The 20,819-nt window shown below is 39.4% G+C and carries 16 protein-coding genes; 4 read left to right on the top strand and 12 right to left on the bottom strand.

The window, feature by feature from the left end; genetic code table 11:
* Positions 1-127: 127 nt before the first annotated feature.
* From IW16_RS12825 to IW16_RS25715, 10 genes are all read right to left on the bottom strand, one after another.
* Positions 128-1,933: a hypothetical protein gene (locus IW16_RS12825; protein WP_034744846.1), complete on the bottom strand. Its 1,806-nt coding sequence runs from the start codon at positions 1,931-1,933 to the stop codon at positions 128-130.
* A 323-nt stretch (positions 1,934-2,256) separates the two neighbouring features.
* Complete coding sequence (locus tag IW16_RS12820; protein WP_051890200.1) at positions 2,257-3,408, bottom strand: efflux RND transporter periplasmic adaptor subunit; 1,152 nt, start codon at positions 3,406-3,408, stop codon at positions 2,257-2,259.
* Positions 3,409-3,415: 7 nt separating this feature from the next.
* Positions 3,416-7,753 carry a CusA/CzcA family heavy metal efflux RND transporter gene (locus IW16_RS12815; protein WP_034744843.1) on the bottom strand — a complete coding sequence of 1,446 codons (4,338 nt, stop codon included), beginning with the start codon at positions 7,751-7,753 and terminating at the stop codon, positions 3,416-3,418.
* An 84-nt stretch (positions 7,754-7,837) separates the two neighbouring features.
* On the bottom strand, positions 7,838-8,200 hold the full coding sequence (locus IW16_RS12810; protein WP_034744841.1) for a hypothetical protein: 363 nt from the start codon (positions 8,198-8,200) through the stop codon (positions 7,838-7,840).
* Between the two features lie 75 nt (positions 8,201-8,275).
* Positions 8,276-8,962 carry a hypothetical protein gene (locus IW16_RS12805; protein WP_034744838.1) on the bottom strand — a complete coding sequence of 229 codons (687 nt, stop codon included), beginning with the start codon at positions 8,960-8,962 and terminating at the stop codon, positions 8,276-8,278.
* Positions 8,963-9,117: 155 nt separating this feature from the next.
* On the bottom strand, positions 9,118-9,687 hold the full coding sequence (locus tag IW16_RS12800) for a Crp/Fnr family transcriptional regulator (protein WP_034744835.1): 570 nt from the start codon (positions 9,685-9,687) through the stop codon (positions 9,118-9,120).
* A 36-nt stretch (positions 9,688-9,723) separates the two neighbouring features.
* Positions 9,724-10,500, bottom strand: coding sequence for a siderophore-interacting protein (locus tag IW16_RS12795; protein ID WP_228376937.1), 777 nt, complete (start codon positions 10,498-10,500; stop codon positions 9,724-9,726).
* An 18-nt stretch (positions 10,501-10,518) separates the two neighbouring features.
* Positions 10,519-11,694 carry an MFS transporter gene (locus tag IW16_RS12790; protein ID WP_034744830.1) on the bottom strand — a complete coding sequence of 392 codons (1,176 nt, stop codon included), beginning with the start codon at positions 11,692-11,694 and terminating at the stop codon, positions 10,519-10,521.
* Between the two features lie 79 nt (positions 11,695-11,773).
* Positions 11,774-13,384, bottom strand: coding sequence for a Na+/H+ antiporter (locus tag IW16_RS12785; protein WP_034744827.1), 1,611 nt, complete (start codon positions 13,382-13,384; stop codon positions 11,774-11,776).
* A gap of 83 nt (positions 13,385-13,467) precedes the next feature.
* Entirely contained in the window at positions 13,468-14,076 is a 609-nt protein-coding gene (locus tag IW16_RS25715) for a hypothetical protein (RefSeq protein WP_051890195.1), read from the bottom strand.
* Between the two features lie 456 nt (positions 14,077-14,532).
* Between IW16_RS25715 and IW16_RS12775 the strand changes: the two genes are divergently transcribed.
* Positions 14,533-15,135, top strand: coding sequence for a Crp/Fnr family transcriptional regulator (locus IW16_RS12775; RefSeq protein ID WP_051890194.1), 603 nt, complete (start codon positions 14,533-14,535; stop codon positions 15,133-15,135).
* Here IW16_RS12775 and IW16_RS12770 read toward each other — a convergent pair whose 3' ends face one another.
* Positions 15,136-16,119, bottom strand: coding sequence for a helix-turn-helix domain-containing protein (locus tag IW16_RS12770; protein WP_034744825.1), 984 nt, complete (start codon positions 16,117-16,119; stop codon positions 15,136-15,138). It abuts the gene before it with no gap.
* 128 nt (positions 16,120-16,247) lie between these two features.
* Here IW16_RS12770 and IW16_RS12765 point away from each other — a divergent pair, with 128 nt between their 5' ends.
* A complete protein-coding gene (locus IW16_RS12765; RefSeq protein ID WP_034744822.1) occupies positions 16,248-16,898 on the top strand; it encodes a VOC family protein in 651 nt (216 codons plus the stop codon).
* Positions 16,898-18,244 (top strand): MATE family efflux transporter, encoded by a 1,347-nt coding sequence (locus IW16_RS12760; protein ID WP_034744819.1) that lies wholly within the window; start codon positions 16,898-16,900, stop codon positions 18,242-18,244. The genes IW16_RS12765 and IW16_RS12760 overlap by 1 nt, the downstream gene beginning before the upstream one ends.
* Before the next feature lie 379 nt (positions 18,245-18,623).
* On the opposite strand, the gene IW16_RS12755 is transcribed toward IW16_RS12760, so the two are convergent.
* Entirely contained in the window at positions 18,624-19,406 is a 783-nt protein-coding gene (locus IW16_RS12755) for a helix-turn-helix domain-containing protein (RefSeq protein ID WP_034744815.1), read from the bottom strand.
* Between the two features lie 72 nt (positions 19,407-19,478).
* Between IW16_RS12755 and IW16_RS12750 the strand changes: the two genes are divergently transcribed.
* Positions 19,479-20,681 carry a CynX/NimT family MFS transporter gene (locus tag IW16_RS12750; RefSeq protein ID WP_034744811.1) on the top strand — a complete coding sequence of 401 codons (1,203 nt, stop codon included), beginning with the start codon at positions 19,479-19,481 and terminating at the stop codon, positions 20,679-20,681.
* Positions 20,682-20,819 lie beyond the last annotated feature (138 nt).

The raw sequence follows: 20,819 nt of genomic DNA, 5'->3' as shown, positions 1-20,819 counted from the left end.
GGGCTTATAGTTATTATAAATGAAAACACTTATTATTACTCATTTTTTTAATAACAGAACGGAGATCAAATACAAAAACAGCTTTCGCGATGAAAGCTGTTTGATCTATCAATTAAAAAAAAGACTGTTACTTTTCAACCTGAGGAACCTCAATGGCTGTCAGCATCAGTTTGTATTCCTGCAGTTGCAGGTCTATGGTTTTCCATCCACTTTTAAAGAAAGTTGATGTCTGAAAAAGGTTGTGATAATATTCGATACCTTCCAGTATATTTTTTTTGAACGCATTCCATTTTTTTGTTTGGGAATGGGTAATCTGTGCTGAAGAACCGGCAATTTCTTTTTTTAGATAATCAACATACATTTTCAGTTCATTGATGAACATATTCGGACGTTGGTTGTCCGGAAGAACATTAGCGTTTCCATAAATATGCTTAACCATTTCAGAAAGCGAAACTTCCTTATCAAAAAAGGCAAGGTTAGGTCCCGGACATATCACTACGCCCTGCTTTTCTCCTTTTATTTCCATGTTTTGCTCTATATAAGCGGCATTCACCAATCCTACACACAGACAGGCTTTATCTGTAATTTCAGTTTTTCTCCGTCCAAATTCTTCAGCTGTTAGTTCCTGATCAGCCTGAAGTTCTTTTAACTTAATGTTCTGATACTTCTTAGAAGCGGTACAGGTTCCCTGAGGTGAAAACTCTTTGCTTAGGGCCAACAGTTTTTTAGGACACGAACTTCCGTATTTTCCGGCAGCTTCTTTCTTTTCTTTTAATAATTCATTCGATGTTCCTCTTACGGTGTTGAAAGGAACGCCCAAAGGTGACATGTTACTCAGATAAAAATCTTTTTCTCCTGATTTTAGAAGCAGATTTCTGGTTTCTGTATCTACAGAAGTAGCTTCAGGAACCAAGAGGAATGGTGATCCCCATCCTACACTGTCTACAAGATAGTTTTCAAGCAGAAATTCATGTTCTTCCGAAGTTCCTACTCCCCCCTGAACCGTAATTTTCATAGGCAAAGGTTCAGAGACCGTATGTTTTCCTTTCTGTTCCAGTGCAGTGATCATTAGTGCGTGGGCAGACTGGATCAGATCATTCTTTTTCTGTTTAAACTCTTCCATGATAGGTCCGAGCAGCATGCCTTCCGTAGCAAATGCATGACCTCCGCAGTTCAGTCCGGATTCTATTCTGTATTCTGAAATCCATAATCCTTTTTTAGCCAGAAAATTTCCCTGGATCATTGCTGAACGGAAATCACTTACTTTCAGAATAATTTTCTTTTTCAGAATGCCGTTCCGGTCAGGAAAAAAATCATCAAATTCTTCAATATAGCTGTAAAGACGGGGGTTCATCCCGGCAGAAAGGACCATAGAAGAAGATAATTTACTTTGTGCAAAACCACGAAGCGAAGCATGGGCATCATTGAACATCACTGGAAGCTGCTCGTCATTCTTGTAGTTGTCTTTGTCAACTTTCGTCATAATGTTGACGTCGATACTTCCGGGTTTCAGATTGGATTCAATGAAATTTTTGATGCCTGAACCCAGATTGTCTTTTTGACTGATCAGATTCTGAAGTCCGCTTTTCAGATCAGAAGTATTGGGCAGTATGGCCATAAAGTTTTTTAAAGCTTCCTTGTTTTTGGTGATTTCCTGTTTGAAAGATTCAAATTTTTCATTCACGATATCATCCACCATGTCCAGGTAAGCGGTAATTCTTTTGGCCCTGTAATCTTCTGTTTTTGTTGAAATTCCTAAATAATCAAGATTAAATTTCTTGTTATAAAAGCCTTTCATTTTTTCCAGGATCTCATCATCGATAATGGAAATTACGGAAGAAATTCCATACTGGGCAACGCGGATCGGGCTGTCTATGGTATACGCCAGACCCATCACTGGAATATGAAAATTGTGTAACGGTTTATGTGTCATTTTATTTAGATAAAAATTCTTTCTTTAAGAATGGAATCAAAATCCCGAAATCCTCTTCTGTTTCTATTGAAATGAGCGGCTTCGTATGGAGTTTAATTACCTAAATTTATCATTTTAATATTAGCTATGCATCAAATAATACTTGTTAAAATCGGAAATATGTTAAATATCATCCTTTTGGGAAGACCGGCATCGTTATCTCTGATATTTATATAAGATGCGCTATCTGCCTGGTCTGCAAAGTTTTTTGAGAAACAAATCCTGATTTATTTTCTCTTACAGATCGGGCGGATAGCGCAGGTTATTATTGTGAATACTAACTTCTATTCCGCTTTGTTCTTAAGCATCATCAGAAGGCTATAAGCCCCTTTCTGTACTATTTTTTTATCCTTTAGGAAATCTGCTTTCAGAATTTCTGTGAACTGGTCATCAGAAATTCCTGCCGTAACCGGAATCATCTTATAACTGCCTTTTCCAAGATCCTCAAAAACATAGTTTCTGTTTTCGAAAGAAACTACCGATTCATTGGGAAGTCCCAAAGTATTACGGCCGCTGATGCTTACTTCTGCATTGATATACATTCCTTTTACGAATTCAGAATGGGCAGACGAAAGTTTAGCAACCGCCATAGCTGCCCCTCCGTTTTCAATGCTGGGAACCACGCTGACAATCTTGGCATTTAATTTAAGATCAGGATTTTCATTGCTGTACACTGCAATTTCCTGTCCTGTTTTGATATCATTGACATCGTTTTCAAAAACTTTAAGTTCAAGAAGTAATCCTGCCGGATCGATCAGTTCAAATAAGGTGTCAGCCGGATTGATATACTGACCGTTATTAACCGTAATTTTACTTACAAATCCACTGAAAGGTGCATGAATACTGATTCTGCTCCTGATATTCCCTGAACTCAGCCCCCTGGCATTGATTCCGATGATCCTCAGTTTTTCTTCCAGTCCTTTTAAAGTAGCGTTCAATGTAGAATAATCGGCCTGTGCGGTTTGAAGGGTTTTATCACTGCTCGCCTTACTGGTATTAAGATCTTTCTGACGGTTCAGGTTGAGTCTGGCAGATTCAAGCTGTGCCTTTGTAACCAGATAATCCTGCTGCAATTGTATAAACTGCGGATCTTCCACCACAGCCAGGACCTGCCCTTTTTTGAAATGGCTTCCGCTGATGACATTGATAGACTTGATATGTCCGCCCATAATACTGGAAACCGAGCTCATATGTGAAGGAGCAATCTCTGCTTTTCCGTTCAGTCTGACCAGCTTTACCATATTTCGGTTCTGAATCATCGTCGTCGTCACTCCTACTGTCTGCAGCTGCTTGTCCGAAAGCTGAACAGTATGGTCTTTATTTTGGGCGAATTTTTTATTTTCGTATATTGTTTTTTCTTCTTCTTTTTTTCCGGAACATGAAGATAGAACAATCGCTAAACTTAGGCTGTATATAGATATTTTTTTGAATTGCATTCCGCTGTTATTTTGAAATTAAATAATTAAATTCTGCTGCGATCTGGTTAAGCTTTTCCAGGTGATCAATGTAATCTGCTTTGGTTTTTACAGCCTGATTGACCAATAAAACCCAGGTCATATAATCGATCTCCCCGGCATCCATCTGTTTTTGTGCAGCAGCCAGAATGGTTTCCGATTTCGGAAGCTGTTTCTGTTCATAGTTTTCAATGATCTTCTTTTGATTCATATAATTGCTGACCTGCTGCTTTATTCTGCTTTTAAGTTCAACTTCTTTACGCTGGTATTCATTTTCAGAAACAGCAATTTTGGCCTGAGCAGCTTTAGCTAATGCCCTCTGTCCTTTGGTAAACAGAGGAATACCTACACCGACCTGAACGGAATTGAAACGGTTATTATTAATGTTCTTCATGCTTTGGTTGGTATATCCTACAAGAAGTTCCGGAAGAAGTCTGCTTTTTTCGAGTTGTACTTCAGCTTCATTTATTTTGATCTGCTGTTGCAGATATTGAAGCTCTGGGTGCTCACTGATGGCTTTCTCAGAGAAGTGCAGACTGATATCCATAATGGATTGGTCAGCCACAGGCTGATAAGGTGTTTCGGACTGAAGCAGTAACTGGAGCTGCAGTTTGGCAATATCCAGATCATTTTCAAGCGTATTCAACTGAAGATCTGCCTGCTCTTTTTGAATGGATCCGGTAGATTCCTCTAAAATATTGGCTTCTCCTTTTTTTAATCTTAAACTGGCTTTTTCTGCAAAATTCTGATAGAGACGGCTGATATATTCGAGTACTTTTTTCTTTTCCTGAAGTGTTAAGATTCTGTAGAAAACCTCCGAAACTTCTTTTGTGAGCTGAGCTTTGGTAAGGTTTTGATTAATCACACTTGCCGTCCACGAAGCATCCAGCATCTGCTTTCTTTTTGAATACACAGTCGGAAAACTGAACCTTTGAGATACAGAAAAAGAATTGTCTGTTTCCTGTCCCTGAATCTGACCTATAGCTCCTGCTACTTCCAGCTGTGGAATATCGAGATAACTTCCCTTAAGTTTCTCTTGGTAATCTGAGATCAGTTTTGAATTTTTAAGCGTACCGTTTTGCTGGTAAGCCTTTTCCAGAGCTTCTGCATAGGTAATATTTTCCTGAGCATTGATTCCTCCTACAGAAAGAAGCAATATGAGGACAGACAATTTCTTATAATTATTTTTTTTAGAGAATTTCATTTTCTTTTTATTAATAGGTTCAAATAAGACATAGAGAATAGGAAGGACAAATAGCGTCAGTAACGTTGCCAGCATCAATCCTCCGATAACTACTGTTGCCAGTGGACGCTGTACTTCTGCTCCTGCTCCGCTGCTCAATGCCATCGGAAGAAATCCTAAAGAAGCTACAAACGCAGTCATTAAAACCGGGCGCAGTCTGATTCTTGTTCCCATCAATACAATTCTGCTGGTATTGGTTATCCCGTTCTTTTTTAATCGGTTAAACTCTGATATCAAAACAATTCCATTAAGTACAGCAACCCCAAACAGCGCAATAAACCCAACTCCTGCACTGATGCTGAAAGGCATTCCTCGTAAAGCCATAAAATAGACACCGCCTATGGCTGATAAAGGGATCGCAGTGTAAATGATCAAACTGTGTTTTACAGAACCGAATGCAAAGAATAACAGTAAAAAGATCATCACCAATGAGATCGGAACGGCAATTCCCAGTCTGGCTTTGGCTTCATTTAAGTTTTCAAAAGCACCTCCATAAGAGATCGTGTATCCTGAAGACAGTTTAAGCTCTTTATCAGCCTTCTTCTGAAGTTCTTCCACAATGCTCTGTACATCTCTTCCGCGAACATTGAACCCAACAACAATTCTTCTTTTGGTATCCTCCCTTTGAATCTGATTCGGGCTGTTTTTCAATTCTACCCTCGCTAACTGAGATAACGGAATCTGTTCTCCTGAAGCTGCAGGAACCAAGAGATTCTGGATGCTTGTGATATCTTTTTTATGTTCATTATCCATACGGACTACAATATCAAACTTCCTTTCCCCTTCATATAAAGCTCCTGCAGTCTGCCCCGCGAAAGCCATATTGATCACCCTGTTGATCTCTGCCACAGAAATACGATGACGGGAAAGTTCTGCGCGGTTGTACCCAATAACCACCTGAGGAGCTCCTACAACAGGTTCGAGATAAAGGTCCTGAGCTCCCTTCACTGTATTAATGATTCCACCCAGCTTTTTGGCATATAGCGCCAGGCTGTCCAGATCTTCACCGTAAATTTTACATACGACATCCTGCCTGGCTCCTGTCATCAATTCATTGAAGCGCATCTGCACAGGAAACTGGAATCCTGTGGTTAATCCAGGAATCACCTTGAGGGCTTCGCTCATCTTTGCTGACAGTTCAGGAAATGATGTCGCGGAAGTCCACTCTGTTTTAGGTTTTAAGACAATGATCATATCTCCTGCATCCATTGGCATAGGCTCTGTAGGAATTTCTGCACTACCGATTTTGGTAACCACTTTTTCCACTTCAGGAAACTGTTTCAGAAGAATCCCGGCAGCCTTGCTGGTTACTTTTTTCGTTTCATTGATATTACTTCCCTGGAGGATACGCATTTCAACTGCAAAATCTCCTTCTTCCAGAGATGGAATGAATTCCCCTCCCATTCTTGAAAGGATAACAACAGCTCCTGCAAAAAGGATTAAAACAGCGAGGAGAATTGTTTTTCTGAACTTAAGCGCTTTCATAAGGAGTTTCTGATGGCCTGCTTCCGCTTTAGCCAGTACCCGGTCTGAAATATTGTCTTTTTCTTTTTTCCTGCGGCTTAAAACAAGCGAGCTCATCATGGGAATATAAGTCAGGGAAAGTAAAAAAGCTCCCACTAAAGCAAAAGCAACAGTCTGAGCCATAGGCTTAAACATTTTCCCTTCAATACCCTGAAGCGTAAAAATCGGAAGATAAACAATCAGGATAATAATCTGTCCAAAAACGGCACTGTTCACCATTTTTGAAGCAGAGCTGGATACCTGTTCATCCATTTCCTTTTTACTGAGCATATTGTCTTTCCCGAAATGCTTTTTATGCGCGAGCTGATGCAGAACGGCTTCTACGATAATAACAGCTCCGTCTACAATCAATCCGAAATCAAGTGCTCCTAGACTCATCAGGTTTCCACCCACACCAAAAATATTCATCATGATGATAGCAAACAGCATGGCTAAGGGAATGACCGAAGCAACCAGTAATCCTGCCCTGAAATTTCCTAAGAACAAAACAAGGATAAAAACAACGATCAGCGCTCCTTCCATCAGGTTGGTTTTTACGGTGCTGATTGTATTATTTACCATTTTAGCACGGTCAAGGAAAGGTTCTACCACAACGCCTTCCGGTAAAGATTCCTGAATCTTTTCAAGCCTTTGCTTGATGTTTCCGATCACCTCGTTGGCATTTTCACCTTTTAACATCAGAACGATAGCGCCTGACACTTCTCCGGTGTCATTATAGGTCATGGCTCCGTATCTCGTTGCAAAGCCGATCTTAACAGAGGCAACATCTTTGATATGAACCGGAATTCCGTCTTTGGTATCTGCTACCTGAATATTTCCGATATCTTCCGTGCTTCCTAAAAGGCCTTCACTCCGGATAAAAAGAACAGTTTCTTTTTTCTCGATATAAGCACCACCGGTATTTTGATTGTTTTTTTCCAATGCGGCAAAAACATCATTGATATTGATGTTAAAAGCCTGTAATTTATTGGGATTAATTGCTATTTCATATTGTTTCAGCTTGCCTCCGAAGCTGCTGACATCTGCTACTCCTTTTGTTCCTAAAAGCTGACGCCTGATCACCCAGTCCTGAATGGTTCTGAGTTCAGTTTCGTCATAGACATTTTCATAGCCTTTTTTGGCTCTTACAACATATTGGAAAATTTCTCCGAGTCCGGACGAAATTGGTCCCAGTTCGGGCTTCCCTATGCCTTCAGGGATGTTTTCCTGAACAAGCTGAAGACGTTCCTGAACCTGCTGACGTGCCCAGTAGACATCGGTTTTGTCATCAAAAACGACGGTTACCAGTGAAAGTCCAAAACGGGAAAAACTACGGAGTTCAGTGATTCCGCTGATATTGCTCGCAGCCTGTTCTATAGGAAAAGTAACAAGACGTTCTATGTCTGCCGCTCCATAAGAAGGTGCTGTTGTAATGATCTGAACCTGGTTGTTGGTAATATCCGGCTGGGCATCAATAGGAAGTTTGGTGGTTTCATAGATCCCAAAAAGGATGAGCCCCATTGTAAAAAGGGCAATGATGAGTTTATTCTTTACAGAAAACTCAATAATTTTATTTAACATGGAAAAATTATTAATTGATAGGTAACAAGAAATTGACTGCTTCAAGGAAAAATCCTAAAGCATTAATTTTCAATTTAAAATCAATTAAGAAAGTCGTGGAGGCTGGAAAATTCTCGACAGGCAAAGGCTTGGAAAGTTTTTTTCCTGATAGGTACTGTTTTTCTGAGGTATGGTAATTTCCTTAGGTTTTTCTATGTGAAAAATAAGTTCAGGAAGCTGTGCATTAACCGTGAGAACAATGGGTGGATTGATGAATGGCAGTTTCTGGTCTGTATCCCAATCTGAATCTTCCTTGTGATTGTCATAGTGCTCCATGACAAACTCTGCGAAGTTACCTTCATATTCCATCAGATGTTCCACAAAGAGAGGCACTTTTAGTACTTCCGCCATATTGGTGGTAGCAAGCACATACATCATCGAACACACTATGGAAAGCCATTTTAACATTGCGATGCAAATATAGGGCTTAAATTTTTTCTAAAAATGTTTGTCAGTATTAATTTTATGAGAATTTTCCAGGTTTCAAAAGTCTTTCAGATATATTTTTCTGATATCAAAAAAGGAATTACCCTGTAAATAATTAGAGATCAGCGAACTGATTTCAGTATTTCCAAGAATATAGACAATGGTGTTTTTAGAGGTCTCTGGAAAATTTTGCTTTACAATTTCAATAATCTTCTCCGGTTTCAGAGAATCGATGAGATAAAATGTCAATGGAAAGCTATGGTCCAGATCCGAGAATAATTCTTCATTCCGTTCAGTATAGATAAGGCTGTCTACTTTTTTGCTGACAGCCAGAGCTCTGTTGATTTCATAAAGATATGATAATGCTTTAGAATCCCCGATAAGAAAATAATGACTTCCCGAATCATCTAACATTAATTGACCCGAAATGTTCCTGAAAAAGACAGTGTCACCTTCCTCAACTGCTTTGATCCAATCTGCAGCTTTATCCTTCTCTTTTATATTGACAGCAAAATCAGCCGTATGATATACCGGTTCGTAATTCCAGAACGCATATTCCCTGGCTTCACTGCAGGGACTATAATAAGGGTTAGAAAGGAAAAATTCCGCCATACATCCTGCAGTATATTGAATCTGTGAAAAGTCCCTGCTCTGAACCCTGATATGAAAAGTGTTTTCAGCAATTTTATTTTTTGAAAGAATAATACCCATAAAAAAATCAGAAGTTTTGATCTTGCTGTTCATATTTTGAATTATTGAATACAAATTTGCGGACTGGCCGGATGGAAAACATTGATTTGGGTCAAAAAGAACGAAGTGGATGTTAGATATTAGACTTTAGAGGTTAAAAATTAAGGGTAAATAGAAATACAGCTGACAGGTATAAATATCAGATAGAATCAGAGTTTTGATTTCAGTCGGCTTAATGTTTCCTGGGAAATATTAAGGTATGAAGCCACCATTTTGTTGGAGAGTCTCCGTACGATAATCGGACTTTCATCCAGTAGCTGGCGGTATTTTTCCAGAGCATCCTGAACGAGAAAAGACATTAACCTCCGGGTATTGTTTACATAAGCCCCTTCCAGATAGATTCTGTAAAATTTTTCCCACTGCGGAATCTGATCCAGCAGATGATAAAAGCTTGCGTGGGTGATATAATAGATTTCTGAATCTTCTACTGCCTGGATAAATTCATCCGACGGTTCTGAGGTGATGAAGCTGACCAGAGCAGTTGCAAACTGATTTTCAAAAGCAAAATACCGGGTAGAATCCTGCCCTTCTTCATTGATAAAGAAGATACGGAGGCAACCTTCAACGACAAAAAAAGTTCTTTGGCTGGACTGTCCGTTGGCAAGAAGCAGTTCATTCTTTTTTAATTTCATCGGTTTGAAATGCGAAAGGATGATATCCATCTCTTCATCATTTACCGATATTTTGCTTTTAATATATGAAACTAAGAGTTCTTCCATTTATTTAAAATCAGTCACAAATGTAGGAATAAATGCTCAATCTCTCTGTATCTGTCTGTCTCTGGATGTTTCGTCTTCGGACTGACCGGATTTCCAGTAAGAAACAGCATGTATTCCGTGGGGATCCCAGCACAATTCAGTTTTGAAATAGCTGCGAATTTCTTTTATGGTGGTATATTCAGCTGCGGCATAGATGTATTTTTTTAACATTCCAGTCGGAAATTCATAATCTCTGGCAAGATCTGCGAGTTGACTTCCCTGTTCGGGATGTGGATTATACACCCATTCTACAGATAAATCGGCAGCTGAGCAAAGCACGGTTTCATCCTTTTTTCCATGTACCTCCAGCAATACTTTGGCTCTTACAAAAGAAGGCAGCTGTTCTGCGATGGCAGAAATAACAGGTAATGCCGTTGCATCACCAATGAGCAGATAAAAATCTGCTTCAGGCACCAAAGGCCGCGAACTTTCTTTCATTCCTATTTCAAGCAGGTCATCCGGTTTTGCCTTTAATGCCCATGCTAATGCCGGGCTGCTGTCACCATGCGCTACAAAATCTACCGACAGTTCTCTGTTTTCAAGATCAATCTTCCGGTTGGTATAGGTTCTGGTGATCAATACCGACTCCGGACTTTGATCTTCCGTATGAACAGGAATAAAAATTTTGTTGTTGGATCCTGATTGGACATTCGCTAATAGTTCCATCTGATGTTCATCAATATTGAATACCACCCGAATCAGATGCGGTGTGATATTTTTCTTATTTTTAACGGTAAATACAGAACGTATTTTTCTCGCTGTCATTGAATTCATTGTCATTGTTTAAAATCATTATTTTTTGTTAAATATTAAGATGATCATAGAGAGGATACAGCAGATTACACCGAAGAGATAAACCGTCTGATAATTAAACCATCCTGCGGCAAGACCCGCAGCCGGACCTGCCAATCCCAATGAAAGATCAACAAAAGCTACATAGGCACCCAAAGCTGTTCCTCTCATCTGTGGTTTTACTTTCTGGATAGCCAATACCCCCAATGCCGGGAAAATCAGCGAAAACCCTATCCCTGTCAGTCCGCATCCTATGATCGCCATTTCTTTTGATCCTGAAGTCCAGATCATCATCTGCCCTGCTGCTTCAATAATCAGTGAGACAAAAGCCACTCTAAAGCCTCCAAATCTGTCAGGAAAAGAAGCGAAGAAAATTCTGGTAAGCACATAACATGCCCCGAAAGTCATGAAAGCCAGTGATGCATCACCCCAATTTTTTTCCATAAAGAAAAGACCTACAAAAGAAGCAATACATCCAAATGCAATAGAAGAAAATGCGAGGCTCAATCCCTGTCCCGCTACTGTTTTAATCACCTTATAGAAAGGAGTTCTTACATGATCTATATCCACAGGAACTGCCGGAAGTTTTGCTGTAGAAATCCAGCTGATCGCTGGTAGAATCATAATAAGAACAAATGCATTAAGTTCTCCGAAACCTTTACTCAGCCAGATGCTTAACGGTGCTCCGATCGCAATGCCTGCGTACATGGCAATACCATTCCAGGTCATTACTTTTCCTGAACTCTGATGGCCTGCCAGCCCGATTCCCCACGTTAAAGCTCCTGTAACAAGGAAGCTTTCGCCTACCCCATGAATGATTCTCGCAAGCAGCAGGAAACCCAGTGCCAACAAAGGAGAAGACTGGCATGAAACGGCAATAATATAGGTCACTCCGGCGATGATAGAGAGTATAACTCCTGACATTTTGCTTTTTTTCGCACCTTTTGTATCTGTTATCTTTCCGGAGTAAGCCCGGGTCACCAGTGTTGCCAGCGACTGAAGTCCGATCACAAGCCCTATGATCAGGCTATTGAATCCTAAATTGTTCTGGACAAATTTCGGAAGCGCGCCCAAAGCAATTCCTATTGTCAGGTATATGGTAAATACGGAAAGAATAATCGGCATGGTCGCTTTATAGAAATTGATGGTCTGTCCTTTTTCTAATGTTGTACTCATAATGTTGTTTAAAATATTCGGTGCAAATGTCCTGGTACAGCGAAAAAAAAACTTTGACTTAAGTCAAAAAAGTAAAAACCTACTCTTTTGTTACTGATATATGACTGTTTAGAGCTTCAATTTCCTGATCAATGGTGGTGGTCCAAAAATCAAGTTCCCATTCTTTTTTTCTGATCATCTCAAGAGAGAAGTCTCCTTTATGATAGCTTCTAACCAGTTCCTTTCTCTGGTGGTCTGCCAGTTTCAGCTCCAGTTCATAATAGCCTTTTTTCCAGTAAGTCTTATATGTATAGGGTTGTGCTCCATGCTGCTGAATAAGCTTTTCTTTTTCGAGCTTTTGAGTCATGGTATTGATTATACTTTGTGTCATTTTATGATCTGCTTTTAAATCTTTAAGAAATAAAACAGATTGCTCAAGCAGTAATTTCTTGAGTTCTTTTTCATTCTGTTCTTCCTCTGCGGCAGGCTTGATCAGTTTGATCAGCTTTGGAAGAGTGAGTCCCTGAATGAACAGGGTAAAAATAATGACCACAAAAGTGATGAATAATACCGTACTCCGCTGTTCTATAATAAATCTTTTATCATCCTGAAAAGGTAAAGCCAACGCTGCTGCCAGAGAAACAACGCCCCGCATTCCTGACCAGGATAAAATGATGTACTCTTTTTTATGCCGGGTAAGAAAATTCTTTTCTTTTTCGGGTTGGGTTCTGGAAAAAATGGGAAACACAGCCAGAACAAACAGCCTTATAAAGAATAGAATAATCCCTATAAAAAAACCATACAGAACCAAAACAGGAATTGCCGACGAAGGGATATCCGAAATAATTTTTGGCAGCTGCATTCCTAAAATAAGGAATATCAATCCATTCAGTACAAAAATAATTACATCCCAAAAATGGCCCATCTGTATCCGACTTCCGGCACTGAACAGGGAAAAGGAATTCCAGGAAAGAAACATTCCCAGGATTACTACAGCAAGCACTCCTGAACATCCCAAATGCTCAGCAAGACTGTATGTGGCAAAGGGAAGCAAAACAACAGCAAATGTTTCGGCACTACTGTTCCCATTAAAATATTTATGAAGTTTTAGAAATACAAATCCAATGACCGATCCGGCAGCAAGACCACCCATGCTTACTATAATAAATTGAAAACCAGCATTCCAGAAAGAAAAAGCACCGTTTACAATGGCTATAACTGCACATTTATAAGCAATAAGTGCAGAAGCATCATTCAGCAGACTCTCGCCCTCCAGAATGGTGGTCAGTTTCCGGGGAAGCGGGAGGTTTTTGGTAATACTGGTTGCGGCTACGGCATCAGGCGGAGAAACAACAGCTCCCAATACAAATGCCATTGGCCAGCTAAACTCGGGAATAATACTGTGAACAATCAGCGCAATGATTGTCGTGGTCAAAAATACCAGTCCGACAGCGAGCGTGGAAATTTTAGGAAGTTCTTTTTTGAAGTCAGGAATTGAGGTATTCCATGCAGCATCAAATAATATCGGAGGCAGCACCACATAAAAAATCATTTCGGGGCTCATCTCAATAGATGGGATAAGCCTCGTTAAACTCAAGATAAGTCCTGCCAAAACCAGAAGAATGGGGAGCGCAAGTTTGAGTTTGTCTTTAACGGAAATAATAATGATTAAAATAATGGATATCCATATCATTTTTTCGATTTCTGCCATAGCGTACAATTAAGCCGCGAAAATAGGCAGATGATTTCTCCGGAAGTTTGACTCAGATCAAAAAAAGGTAAAACAGAAGCTTTTTATTCAAAATCAAGAAAACCATCTGAAAGCTTTTTCCACTGAATTTTAGAAACCCCCATCATTCCTCCGGCAGCGACCATCAAATTTCTTACCATATCGGTAAAGCTTGCGTTGAAATTCGGACTTTCATTCCTTCCGTAAACGGCAGCCTTCAAATGAGTCGGTGTTCTTGAAATCATAAATGAAGAGGTCGCTTTAGCACTGTAAAAATGAGCAATATGACGTTTTTTTTTGTTTTTGGGATCTCTGGATGGTGTACAGGTGATGATGATGCTTTCTGAGTTGTTATCTTCTGTAAAACAAATGTCAGTCACTTCTACCCAGTCATAGCCTTTTGATTCTATTTCTCCCGGACCGGGAATGTCTATTCTCATAAAATCTCCTTTCTGTGGAATTCTTTGCGTTTCAATCCCTTCCGCATCATAAAGTTTAAAATCAGCAAAACCTTCTCCGCAATAGCTTTTCCAGTTTCTGACACAGAAAAATCTTTCTTTCAGCATTTCAAACTTTTGCAAAAGAACGGCGGGTTCAACCATTTTCTGGCTTTCTGTATCGTGAAATCCACCAGATTGCTGCTGTGGAACTCCTTTGACCTGTTTTGGTTTCATGATATTGAATTTGTACTAAGGTATGAAAACTGAAAGGATTTGTTTATGAGCCGAATCACAACAGGAAATATTGTCAACACCATGAAACAATCAATGAAGAGAAAAGTTTCATTTTTATACCCGGCATTTTATACGTTGACATCAAAATTTTTATTATATTCAAAGTTTCCAAAAACAGAAAAACCTCTCAATTGAGAGGCCGATGTTAAAACGTAATGTATTGAGATATATGGAGTTTGAAATGCCTAAATTCAAATGTAGAAAGAAAGAATGAGGTATTTTATGACTGGAATCATGTTGTCGTGGTTTTGTTATGAATTTGTTAAAATTTAATTATTATATCTCGTTTTTATGAATTAATATATATTTTTGAATGACAAATTGAGGTTTGCAGAAGTAAAATTCATTTAAAAAGATAAATTTTGGGGTTGCCAACCAACCAGAACAGTTTTATAAATGCCTATGATAATCGATGAAGAACTTTTATTTGATTCAGGAGCAGAATTGATCCTTTATCCAGCCAATGATTTTATCTTTAAAGAAGGTGAAATGCCCAAATATTATTTTCAGATCAGAAAAGGAACCGTTAAAATCAATAACTATCACGAAGATGGACGGGAAATTATTCAAAGTGTCCCTTTTGACGGCCACTGTATTGCAGAGAGTTCCTTATTTATTGATAAAGCGTACCCTGTCAATGCTGAGGCTATGACTGGCTGTGAAATCGTAAGACTGGAGAAAGCAAGGTTTCTGGAGCTCATCAGCAGTTCGCCTGATCTTCTTTCAAAGCTGTACAGCTACACCGCAGAAAGAATGTATTACAGACATGTGATGCTGAATAATATCTCAGCACCGGATCCGGGTACAAAGGTAAAACGGGTCATGGACTGCATGAAGTCCTATAATCAATATACCGGCAAATACTCTTACCAGTTTCCCTTTACCCGACAGCATCTGGCTTCTCTTACAGGGTTATGTGTAGAAACGGTGATCAGGGTCGTTAAGAAAATGGAAAAGGAAAAAACGGTCCGCATACAAAACGGAAAAATATTCTACTGATCAGAATTTTTTCAGCTGGCTTGGTATAATCCCGAATTTCCTTTTAAAAGCTGTAGAAAAATGGCGTGAATTTTTATAACCCACCGCATCCGCAACTTCACTGATGTTCATTTCTTTTTCAAGGATCATTTTTCGGGCCTCTTCCATTTTCAGGTCATTCCAGAATCCGAAAACGGTAGTTCCAAAAAGTTCTTTAAAGCCTTTTTTAAGAGTAAATTCATTAGTCCCGGCATAATGTGCCAGCTCGATCAGTGAATGATCTGATTGGCTGTTTGCTGTGATAAAATCTTTTACAGCCTGGATTTTGTCTATTTCTGCTCTTTTCAATGCGCTTTTGGTCTGCGACTGATCAGCAGCCTGTTCAAACTGAAGAAGCAGCAGCTCGATGGTCTTTGCCTCGATCAGCATTCTTTTGAACATTCCTTTCCGATCACAGCTGATGATTTCATTAATGATCTGATACATTCTGGCACTGATCTTATGATGGGAAGGACCCAGCTGACAGCCGATACCTTTTTCCATACTGTTTCTGAATGTTTCAAATAAAAGAGAATCATCAGGAAGAAATCTTTTAAAAAAATCCGGCGAAAGATTAATCTCAAAAAGTTCAAAATTCCGGCTCTCCCATTCCATCGTTCCTTCCATTCCGGACGCATATATGATATTGTTCTGGCAGTCTGAAAAATCTATGTTTTTGGAAAAATTTCCGGATGCTGCACTGCTTCTTCCCTTTAAGGCAAAATGCATTTCTACCGTTTCGTGATCCGTTTCAAAATTCAATAAGACTTTATCTGCAAGGCTGGCTGTTCCATATCCGATATGTATATCTCCAAAATAGATTTCATGATAACTTCCGGTACCGGAAGGCAGATCAAGATGTGTTTCAAATTCTCTGATATCAGGGTACTGTGATGTACCGGTAAGCGGATGATCCCTTTCCATCAGCGGATTTGCAGCATCATCTCCATACAGTTTAAGTGCCATAGCTTTTCTATTTTTCTCCTTTTGACGGACTTTTTATTCCGCGATACAGACCTGAAAGAGTGAGCCTGGGATTTATATTTGCACAAAGTTAATGATTATTTAGAATCATTCTTAATTATAAGATGTAAATGATGCAGTTAAGCCATGTTTTATTCCGTACCGAAAATCTCCATCTTGCTGTACAGCAACTTACAGATGCCGGATTTAAGGTTGAATACGGATCCGCACCTTTAAAAGCCTACAATGCCTTTATATGGTTTGAGGAAGGTGTTTTCATCGAAATTTTCAGAACTCCAGAAATTCCTATGCTATTCAGATGGGTGATGAAAATATTCGGATATACCCCTGTTCTGAACCGGATAAACCGGTGGAATGAGAACTCAGGCTGGTGTGACTGGTCCCTGGAAACGGTAAAAAAAGACCTCCAATATTATCAGTTGCTTTTGGAATATCTGGATATTGACTGTAAAGCATTCAAAAGTACCCGAAAAGATGTTTATGGAAGAAAAATGTCATGGCAGCTTGCTGTTCCCGGTGACACGGATTTTCCTTTTTTAATGTCTGCATATTCTATCAATCCTAGACCTGACAAGATTATACATCCCAATGGTATCCGTAAGATCAGTAAGGTCACAGTTGGGAAAAAAGAGCTTGATACAGTGCTTCTTGATGCGCTTCTGGAGGACCGAACTCCTTTGAATCTGGTAGATGAAAGTAAAGGGCTTCAAACGGTAGCATTCATTAACTCAGACTTAAAAATAGAAGATATACTTATATAATGGAAAAACAGAAACAACTTATTTTAAACGGAAATATGTATCGGGTAATGTGGCAGCTTTCGTGGCCTGCCGTTATTGCGATGGTATTGTATGGAATGAATAATTTTCTGGATGGCATCTTCGTCGGCCATCTGATCAGCACAACAGCTCTTGCAGCAGTAGGCATTGCTTATCCTCTGGCCCAGTTTGCCCAGGGATTCGGTACACTGATCGGTACGGGAATCGGTTCTGCGGTAAGTATCTGGATCGGAGCGGGTGACAAGGATAAACTGGCCCGCTCACTGGGAACGGCCAATTATCTTACTTTACTTTTTTCTATACTGATCACTATCCCGTGCTATCTTTTCGCAAAAGAACTGGTCTATATGATGGGAGGAAGAGGTGAAATCCTGTCGCTGGGCACCGAATATTTCCGGGCAACTATTCTGGGAAGTTTTTTCTGGATACACGGGCTGGCCCTGAATATGATGATCCGCGCAGAAGGCCGTATGAAAACAGCAGCCTGGATGATTGCTGTTGGTCTCGTCGTGGATGTAGCTTTAAAACCTGTTTTCATTGATACTTTTGGATGGGGTGTTGCTGGAGCTGCATGGGCTACCAATCTTTCAATGATCATTTATACAGCTCTTGGAATCTGGTATTATTCATCAGGAAAAGCATCTTTTAAAACTAAATTCTGGTCGCTGAAAAAAGACAATGCTATTATCAAAGAAGCGCTTTCGCTCGGAATGCCCGGATTTATTATGATGATTATGATTGTTATACAGAATATTGTTGTTTTCAATGTACTGACGAGGTATGGAAAAGATTCGGATATTACATTTTTCACCGCTGTGAACAGGTTTTACATTCTTTTGAATACGCCACTATGGGGGTTGATGAGGGCCCTTCAGCCCGTTTCGGGAATGAATTATGGAGCAGGAAAATACAGTAGAAGCATCAATGCATATAAGATTTTTTCTCTGGTAGGATTAATGATTCTGCTGCCGTTCTGGCTGTTTGTGATGTTCTGTCCTTCCGGTGTATTATCGGTCATGATTCCGCATATGGACTTTACCATCATCCAGCTGACTGATTTCAGAATTTATATGAGCATTTTACCGGCACTTCCTTTTGTTTTCATGGCTATGGTATGGTTTCCATCAGTAGATTATGCAAAACCAGCCACAGTAATAAGTATTTTAAGACAGGTCATATTTTATATCCCAGCACTTCTTATTGTACCTGTGTTTTATGGAGTGAGCGGCATATATACTGCAAGCGCGATTATAGACTGGATCATTTTCGGAATCGTGATCTATGCAGTCATAAGAAATTGTAAAAAACTAAAAGAAAGAGAACATTGACAGTACTCCTTATTTTTAACTGGAATTAATAATTTTTTAAAATTTATGCATATATGGTGTTTTGCATAATGTAAATTTTACCTATATTTGTGAATCGAAATAATTTTTTTTCATCATTTGTGTTTTTTTAAGGTCTCCTCCTTTAGGGGACCTTTTTCATTATATGCAGGCGTAATCGTTTATTTGGTGCATATCTGGAAATAAACAAGGGTTCAACCTGTACCATAAGTCTAAATTCGGTACGATCAATTTGGTGTTTTCTAACCAGGCATATCTCTCTTTAAGGTGACAATTTTATGATATTAACCTACTTAAAACATTACGTCCTGTCAAAATTCAAAATCAACATTGCTGAGTCCGACGATTTTATGTTTGCAGATTACTGCGTGGTCTTTATAAAATCTGTTGGCCTGGATTTCATGACGGTCTGGAAACTTCTTGTAAAGGCCTGTACACTCTTATACCCTACTTCATAAGCTGTTTCTGAAATGGTAAGATCGCCCGAACTGAGCAACTCGAGACTTTTAATAATTCTCAGGATCTGCTGGTATTTATTCAGAGTCATTCCGGTTTCTTTTTTAAAAATACGTTCAAGGCTTCGTAAGGAAAGTAAAGAGATTTCACTCAGATCTTCTATTCTCAGATCTTTTTGATAGTGGTTGTGCAGATATTCGATAGGTTTAGCCAGTCTCCTGTCTTCAGGAAGTCGGATATGGAGTTTCAGAGAGTGTTCCACAAAATGGGGAAGCTCATTGAAAAGCGCCTTTAAAAACAGCATGGCATCAGGATCTTTTGACCTGTTTTTTGACCATCTTTCCGAATATTTTATCATTTCCTTTAAAACAGGAGGTACTGAGAAAACATTGATCTCATGATGAAAAATACTGCTCGGTTCTACATCGGCAAACATAATCATCAATTTAATTTTCTCGGAATGTGTATTGGTTTTGTGGATAGAGCCTGGAGGAATCCATGCCGCATGGTTCTGCGGAAGAAGATAGATATTCCCATCAACGGTAATATACTGAAATCCGCTTTCTACATAAACCAGCTGCCCTTTTTCATGGGAGTGAAGGATGTCATCATGCCGCCAGTTTTCTTCAAACCATACAAAGTAAGGTTGATCCAGTTCGTCTACAGCTATGGTATCGTGCGGATTCATGTCGTTTCAAGTTAAAACTTTGGCAAAATTAAACAAAACAACTGAATTAATTTTGCAGTAAATTTTTATGGTATGAAGAATGAAACACGAAAGAATGCTTCTTACGTTCTGATGCTGATCAATGTACTGGTAGTTATCCTTGTGTCCAGTAATCTGAGATCTCCGATTATTTCTGTTTCCCCGGTGCTTACAGATATTCGGGAAGCCCTGAAACTGGACAGTTTCCAGGTCAGCCTGCTTACCTCTATTCCTTTGTTTATGTTTGCGACCTGTTCTGTTCTGGTCAGTAGATTTTCACATCGGTTCAGTATCAGCCGATTCCTGATGTATTCACTGATTATCTTAAGTTTTGGGCTTTTCCTGCGGATTACAGGATCCCTCTGGATGCTTTTTGCAGGATCGGTTTTCATAGGACTTGGAATTTGTATCGGAAATGTTGTAACACCTGGTTATATTAAAAGTAATTTCCCAAAGCAGATCGGCCTCATGACAGGGATTTTTGCAGTTTCTATGAATCTTACCGCTGCGCTGGCTTCAGGTTTCAGCGTGAAAATTGGCGAATGGACGGGATTCGGATGGCGTGGTTCACTGGGAATATGGCTGGTAATTGCCGGACTTGGACTTTTTGTTCTTATTCTCGAACTTATATTCAATAAGAAAAATCCTGATCAGACAAAAGCTGCATTGACTGTTTCTGATTTTAATATGTTCAAATCTGCACAGGCATGGAACATCAGTGTTTTCATGGGTCTGCAGTCTCTGTTTTATTACTGTATGATGGCCTGGCTCCCATCGTTCCTCACAGATTATCATATGGAGGGAGAAAGTACGGGATGGGTTTTGTTTGTAATTCAGATCACTATGATTCCTGTTACATTCTGTGCACCGATCATCGCCGGTAAAATGAAAAACCAGAGAATTCTGATTGTTTTTATCTGTTCTTTAATGTTCGCCAGTACGATGATGTTTGTATGGCTGCAGTCACAGTTTATCTATGTAAATGCTGTTATTATCGGACTTTCAAACGGATTGTCATTTAGTCTGTCTATTCTGTTTTTTTCGACAAGAACAAAGAACAGTGCCAATGCGGTGAAAATATCCGGAATGGCGCAGTCTGTGGGCTATCTGATTGCTGCATTCGGACCTCCGGTCTTCGGAAAACTGCATGACTGGGATATTTCGTGGAAGAGTTCTTTTTACTTTTTAAGCTTTGCGGTCATTGTCATGTTCTATTTTGGAATGAAGGCAGCGAGGAATAAATTGGTGGAAGATTAGAATGACACTGAGTCTGCAATCAAGAGTCAAGAACCGAGAACCGAGAGTCAAGAAGCAAGAGCCAAGAACCAAGAATAAAGACAATAGATTTCAGATATGAGATTTTGGATTAAGGTGAGATAAGGATAACTGTTAATT

The sequence above is a fragment of the Chryseobacterium vrystaatense genome (assembly GCF_000737765.1).
Taxonomy (GTDB): Bacteria; Bacteroidota; Bacteroidia; order Flavobacteriales; family Weeksellaceae; genus Chryseobacterium; species Chryseobacterium vrystaatense.
Note: the sequence above shows the minus strand (reverse complement) of the source record. Positions and strands in the feature narration are given on the sequence as shown.

Bases quoted from the DNA above. Each gene is read 5' to 3' on its own strand.
- IW16_RS12755 (WP_034744815.1), bottom strand. From the start codon at position 19,406: ATGAATCCGCACGATACCATAGCTGTAGACGAACTGGATCAACCTTAC.
- IW16_RS12800 (WP_034744835.1), bottom strand. From the start codon at position 9,687: ATGGAAGAACTCTTAGTTTCATATATTAAAAGCAAAATATCGGTAAAT.
- IW16_RS12815 (WP_034744843.1), bottom strand. From the start codon at position 7,753: ATGTTAAATAAAATTATTGAGTTTTCTGTAAAGAATAAACTCATCATT.
- IW16_RS12810 (WP_034744841.1), bottom strand. From the start codon at position 8,200: ATGTTAAAATGGCTTTCCATAGTGTGTTCGATGATGTATGTGCTTGCT.
- IW16_RS12820 (WP_051890200.1), bottom strand. From the start codon at position 3,408: ATGCAATTCAAAAAAATATCTATATACAGCCTAAGTTTAGCGATTGTT.
- IW16_RS12795 (WP_228376937.1), bottom strand. From the start codon at position 10,500: ATGAATTCAATGACAGCGAGAAAAATACGTTCTGTATTTACCGTTAAA.
- IW16_RS12785 (WP_034744827.1), bottom strand. From the start codon at position 13,384: ATGGCAGAAATCGAAAAAATGATATGGATATCCATTATTTTAATCATT.
- IW16_RS12775 (WP_051890194.1), top strand. From the start codon at position 14,533: ATGCCTATGATAATCGATGAAGAACTTTTATTTGATTCAGGAGCAGAA.
- IW16_RS12805 (WP_034744838.1), bottom strand. From the start codon at position 8,962: ATGAACAGCAAGATCAAAACTTCTGATTTTTTTATGGGTATTATTCTT.
- IW16_RS12825 (WP_034744846.1), bottom strand. From the start codon at position 1,933: ATGACACATAAACCGTTACACAATTTTCATATTCCAGTGATGGGTCTG.
- IW16_RS12770 (WP_034744825.1), bottom strand. From the start codon at position 16,119: ATGGCACTTAAACTGTATGGAGATGATGCTGCAAATCCGCTGATGGAA.
- IW16_RS12765 (WP_034744822.1), top strand. From the start codon at position 16,248: ATGATGCAGTTAAGCCATGTTTTATTCCGTACCGAAAATCTCCATCTT.
- IW16_RS12750 (WP_034744811.1), top strand. From the start codon at position 19,479: ATGAAGAATGAAACACGAAAGAATGCTTCTTACGTTCTGATGCTGATC.
- IW16_RS12760 (WP_034744819.1), top strand. From the start codon at position 16,898: ATGGAAAAACAGAAACAACTTATTTTAAACGGAAATATGTATCGGGTA.
- IW16_RS12790 (WP_034744830.1), bottom strand. From the start codon at position 11,694: ATGAGTACAACATTAGAAAAAGGACAGACCATCAATTTCTATAAAGCG.
- IW16_RS25715 (WP_051890195.1), bottom strand. From the start codon at position 14,076: ATGAAACCAAAACAGGTCAAAGGAGTTCCACAGCAGCAATCTGGTGGA.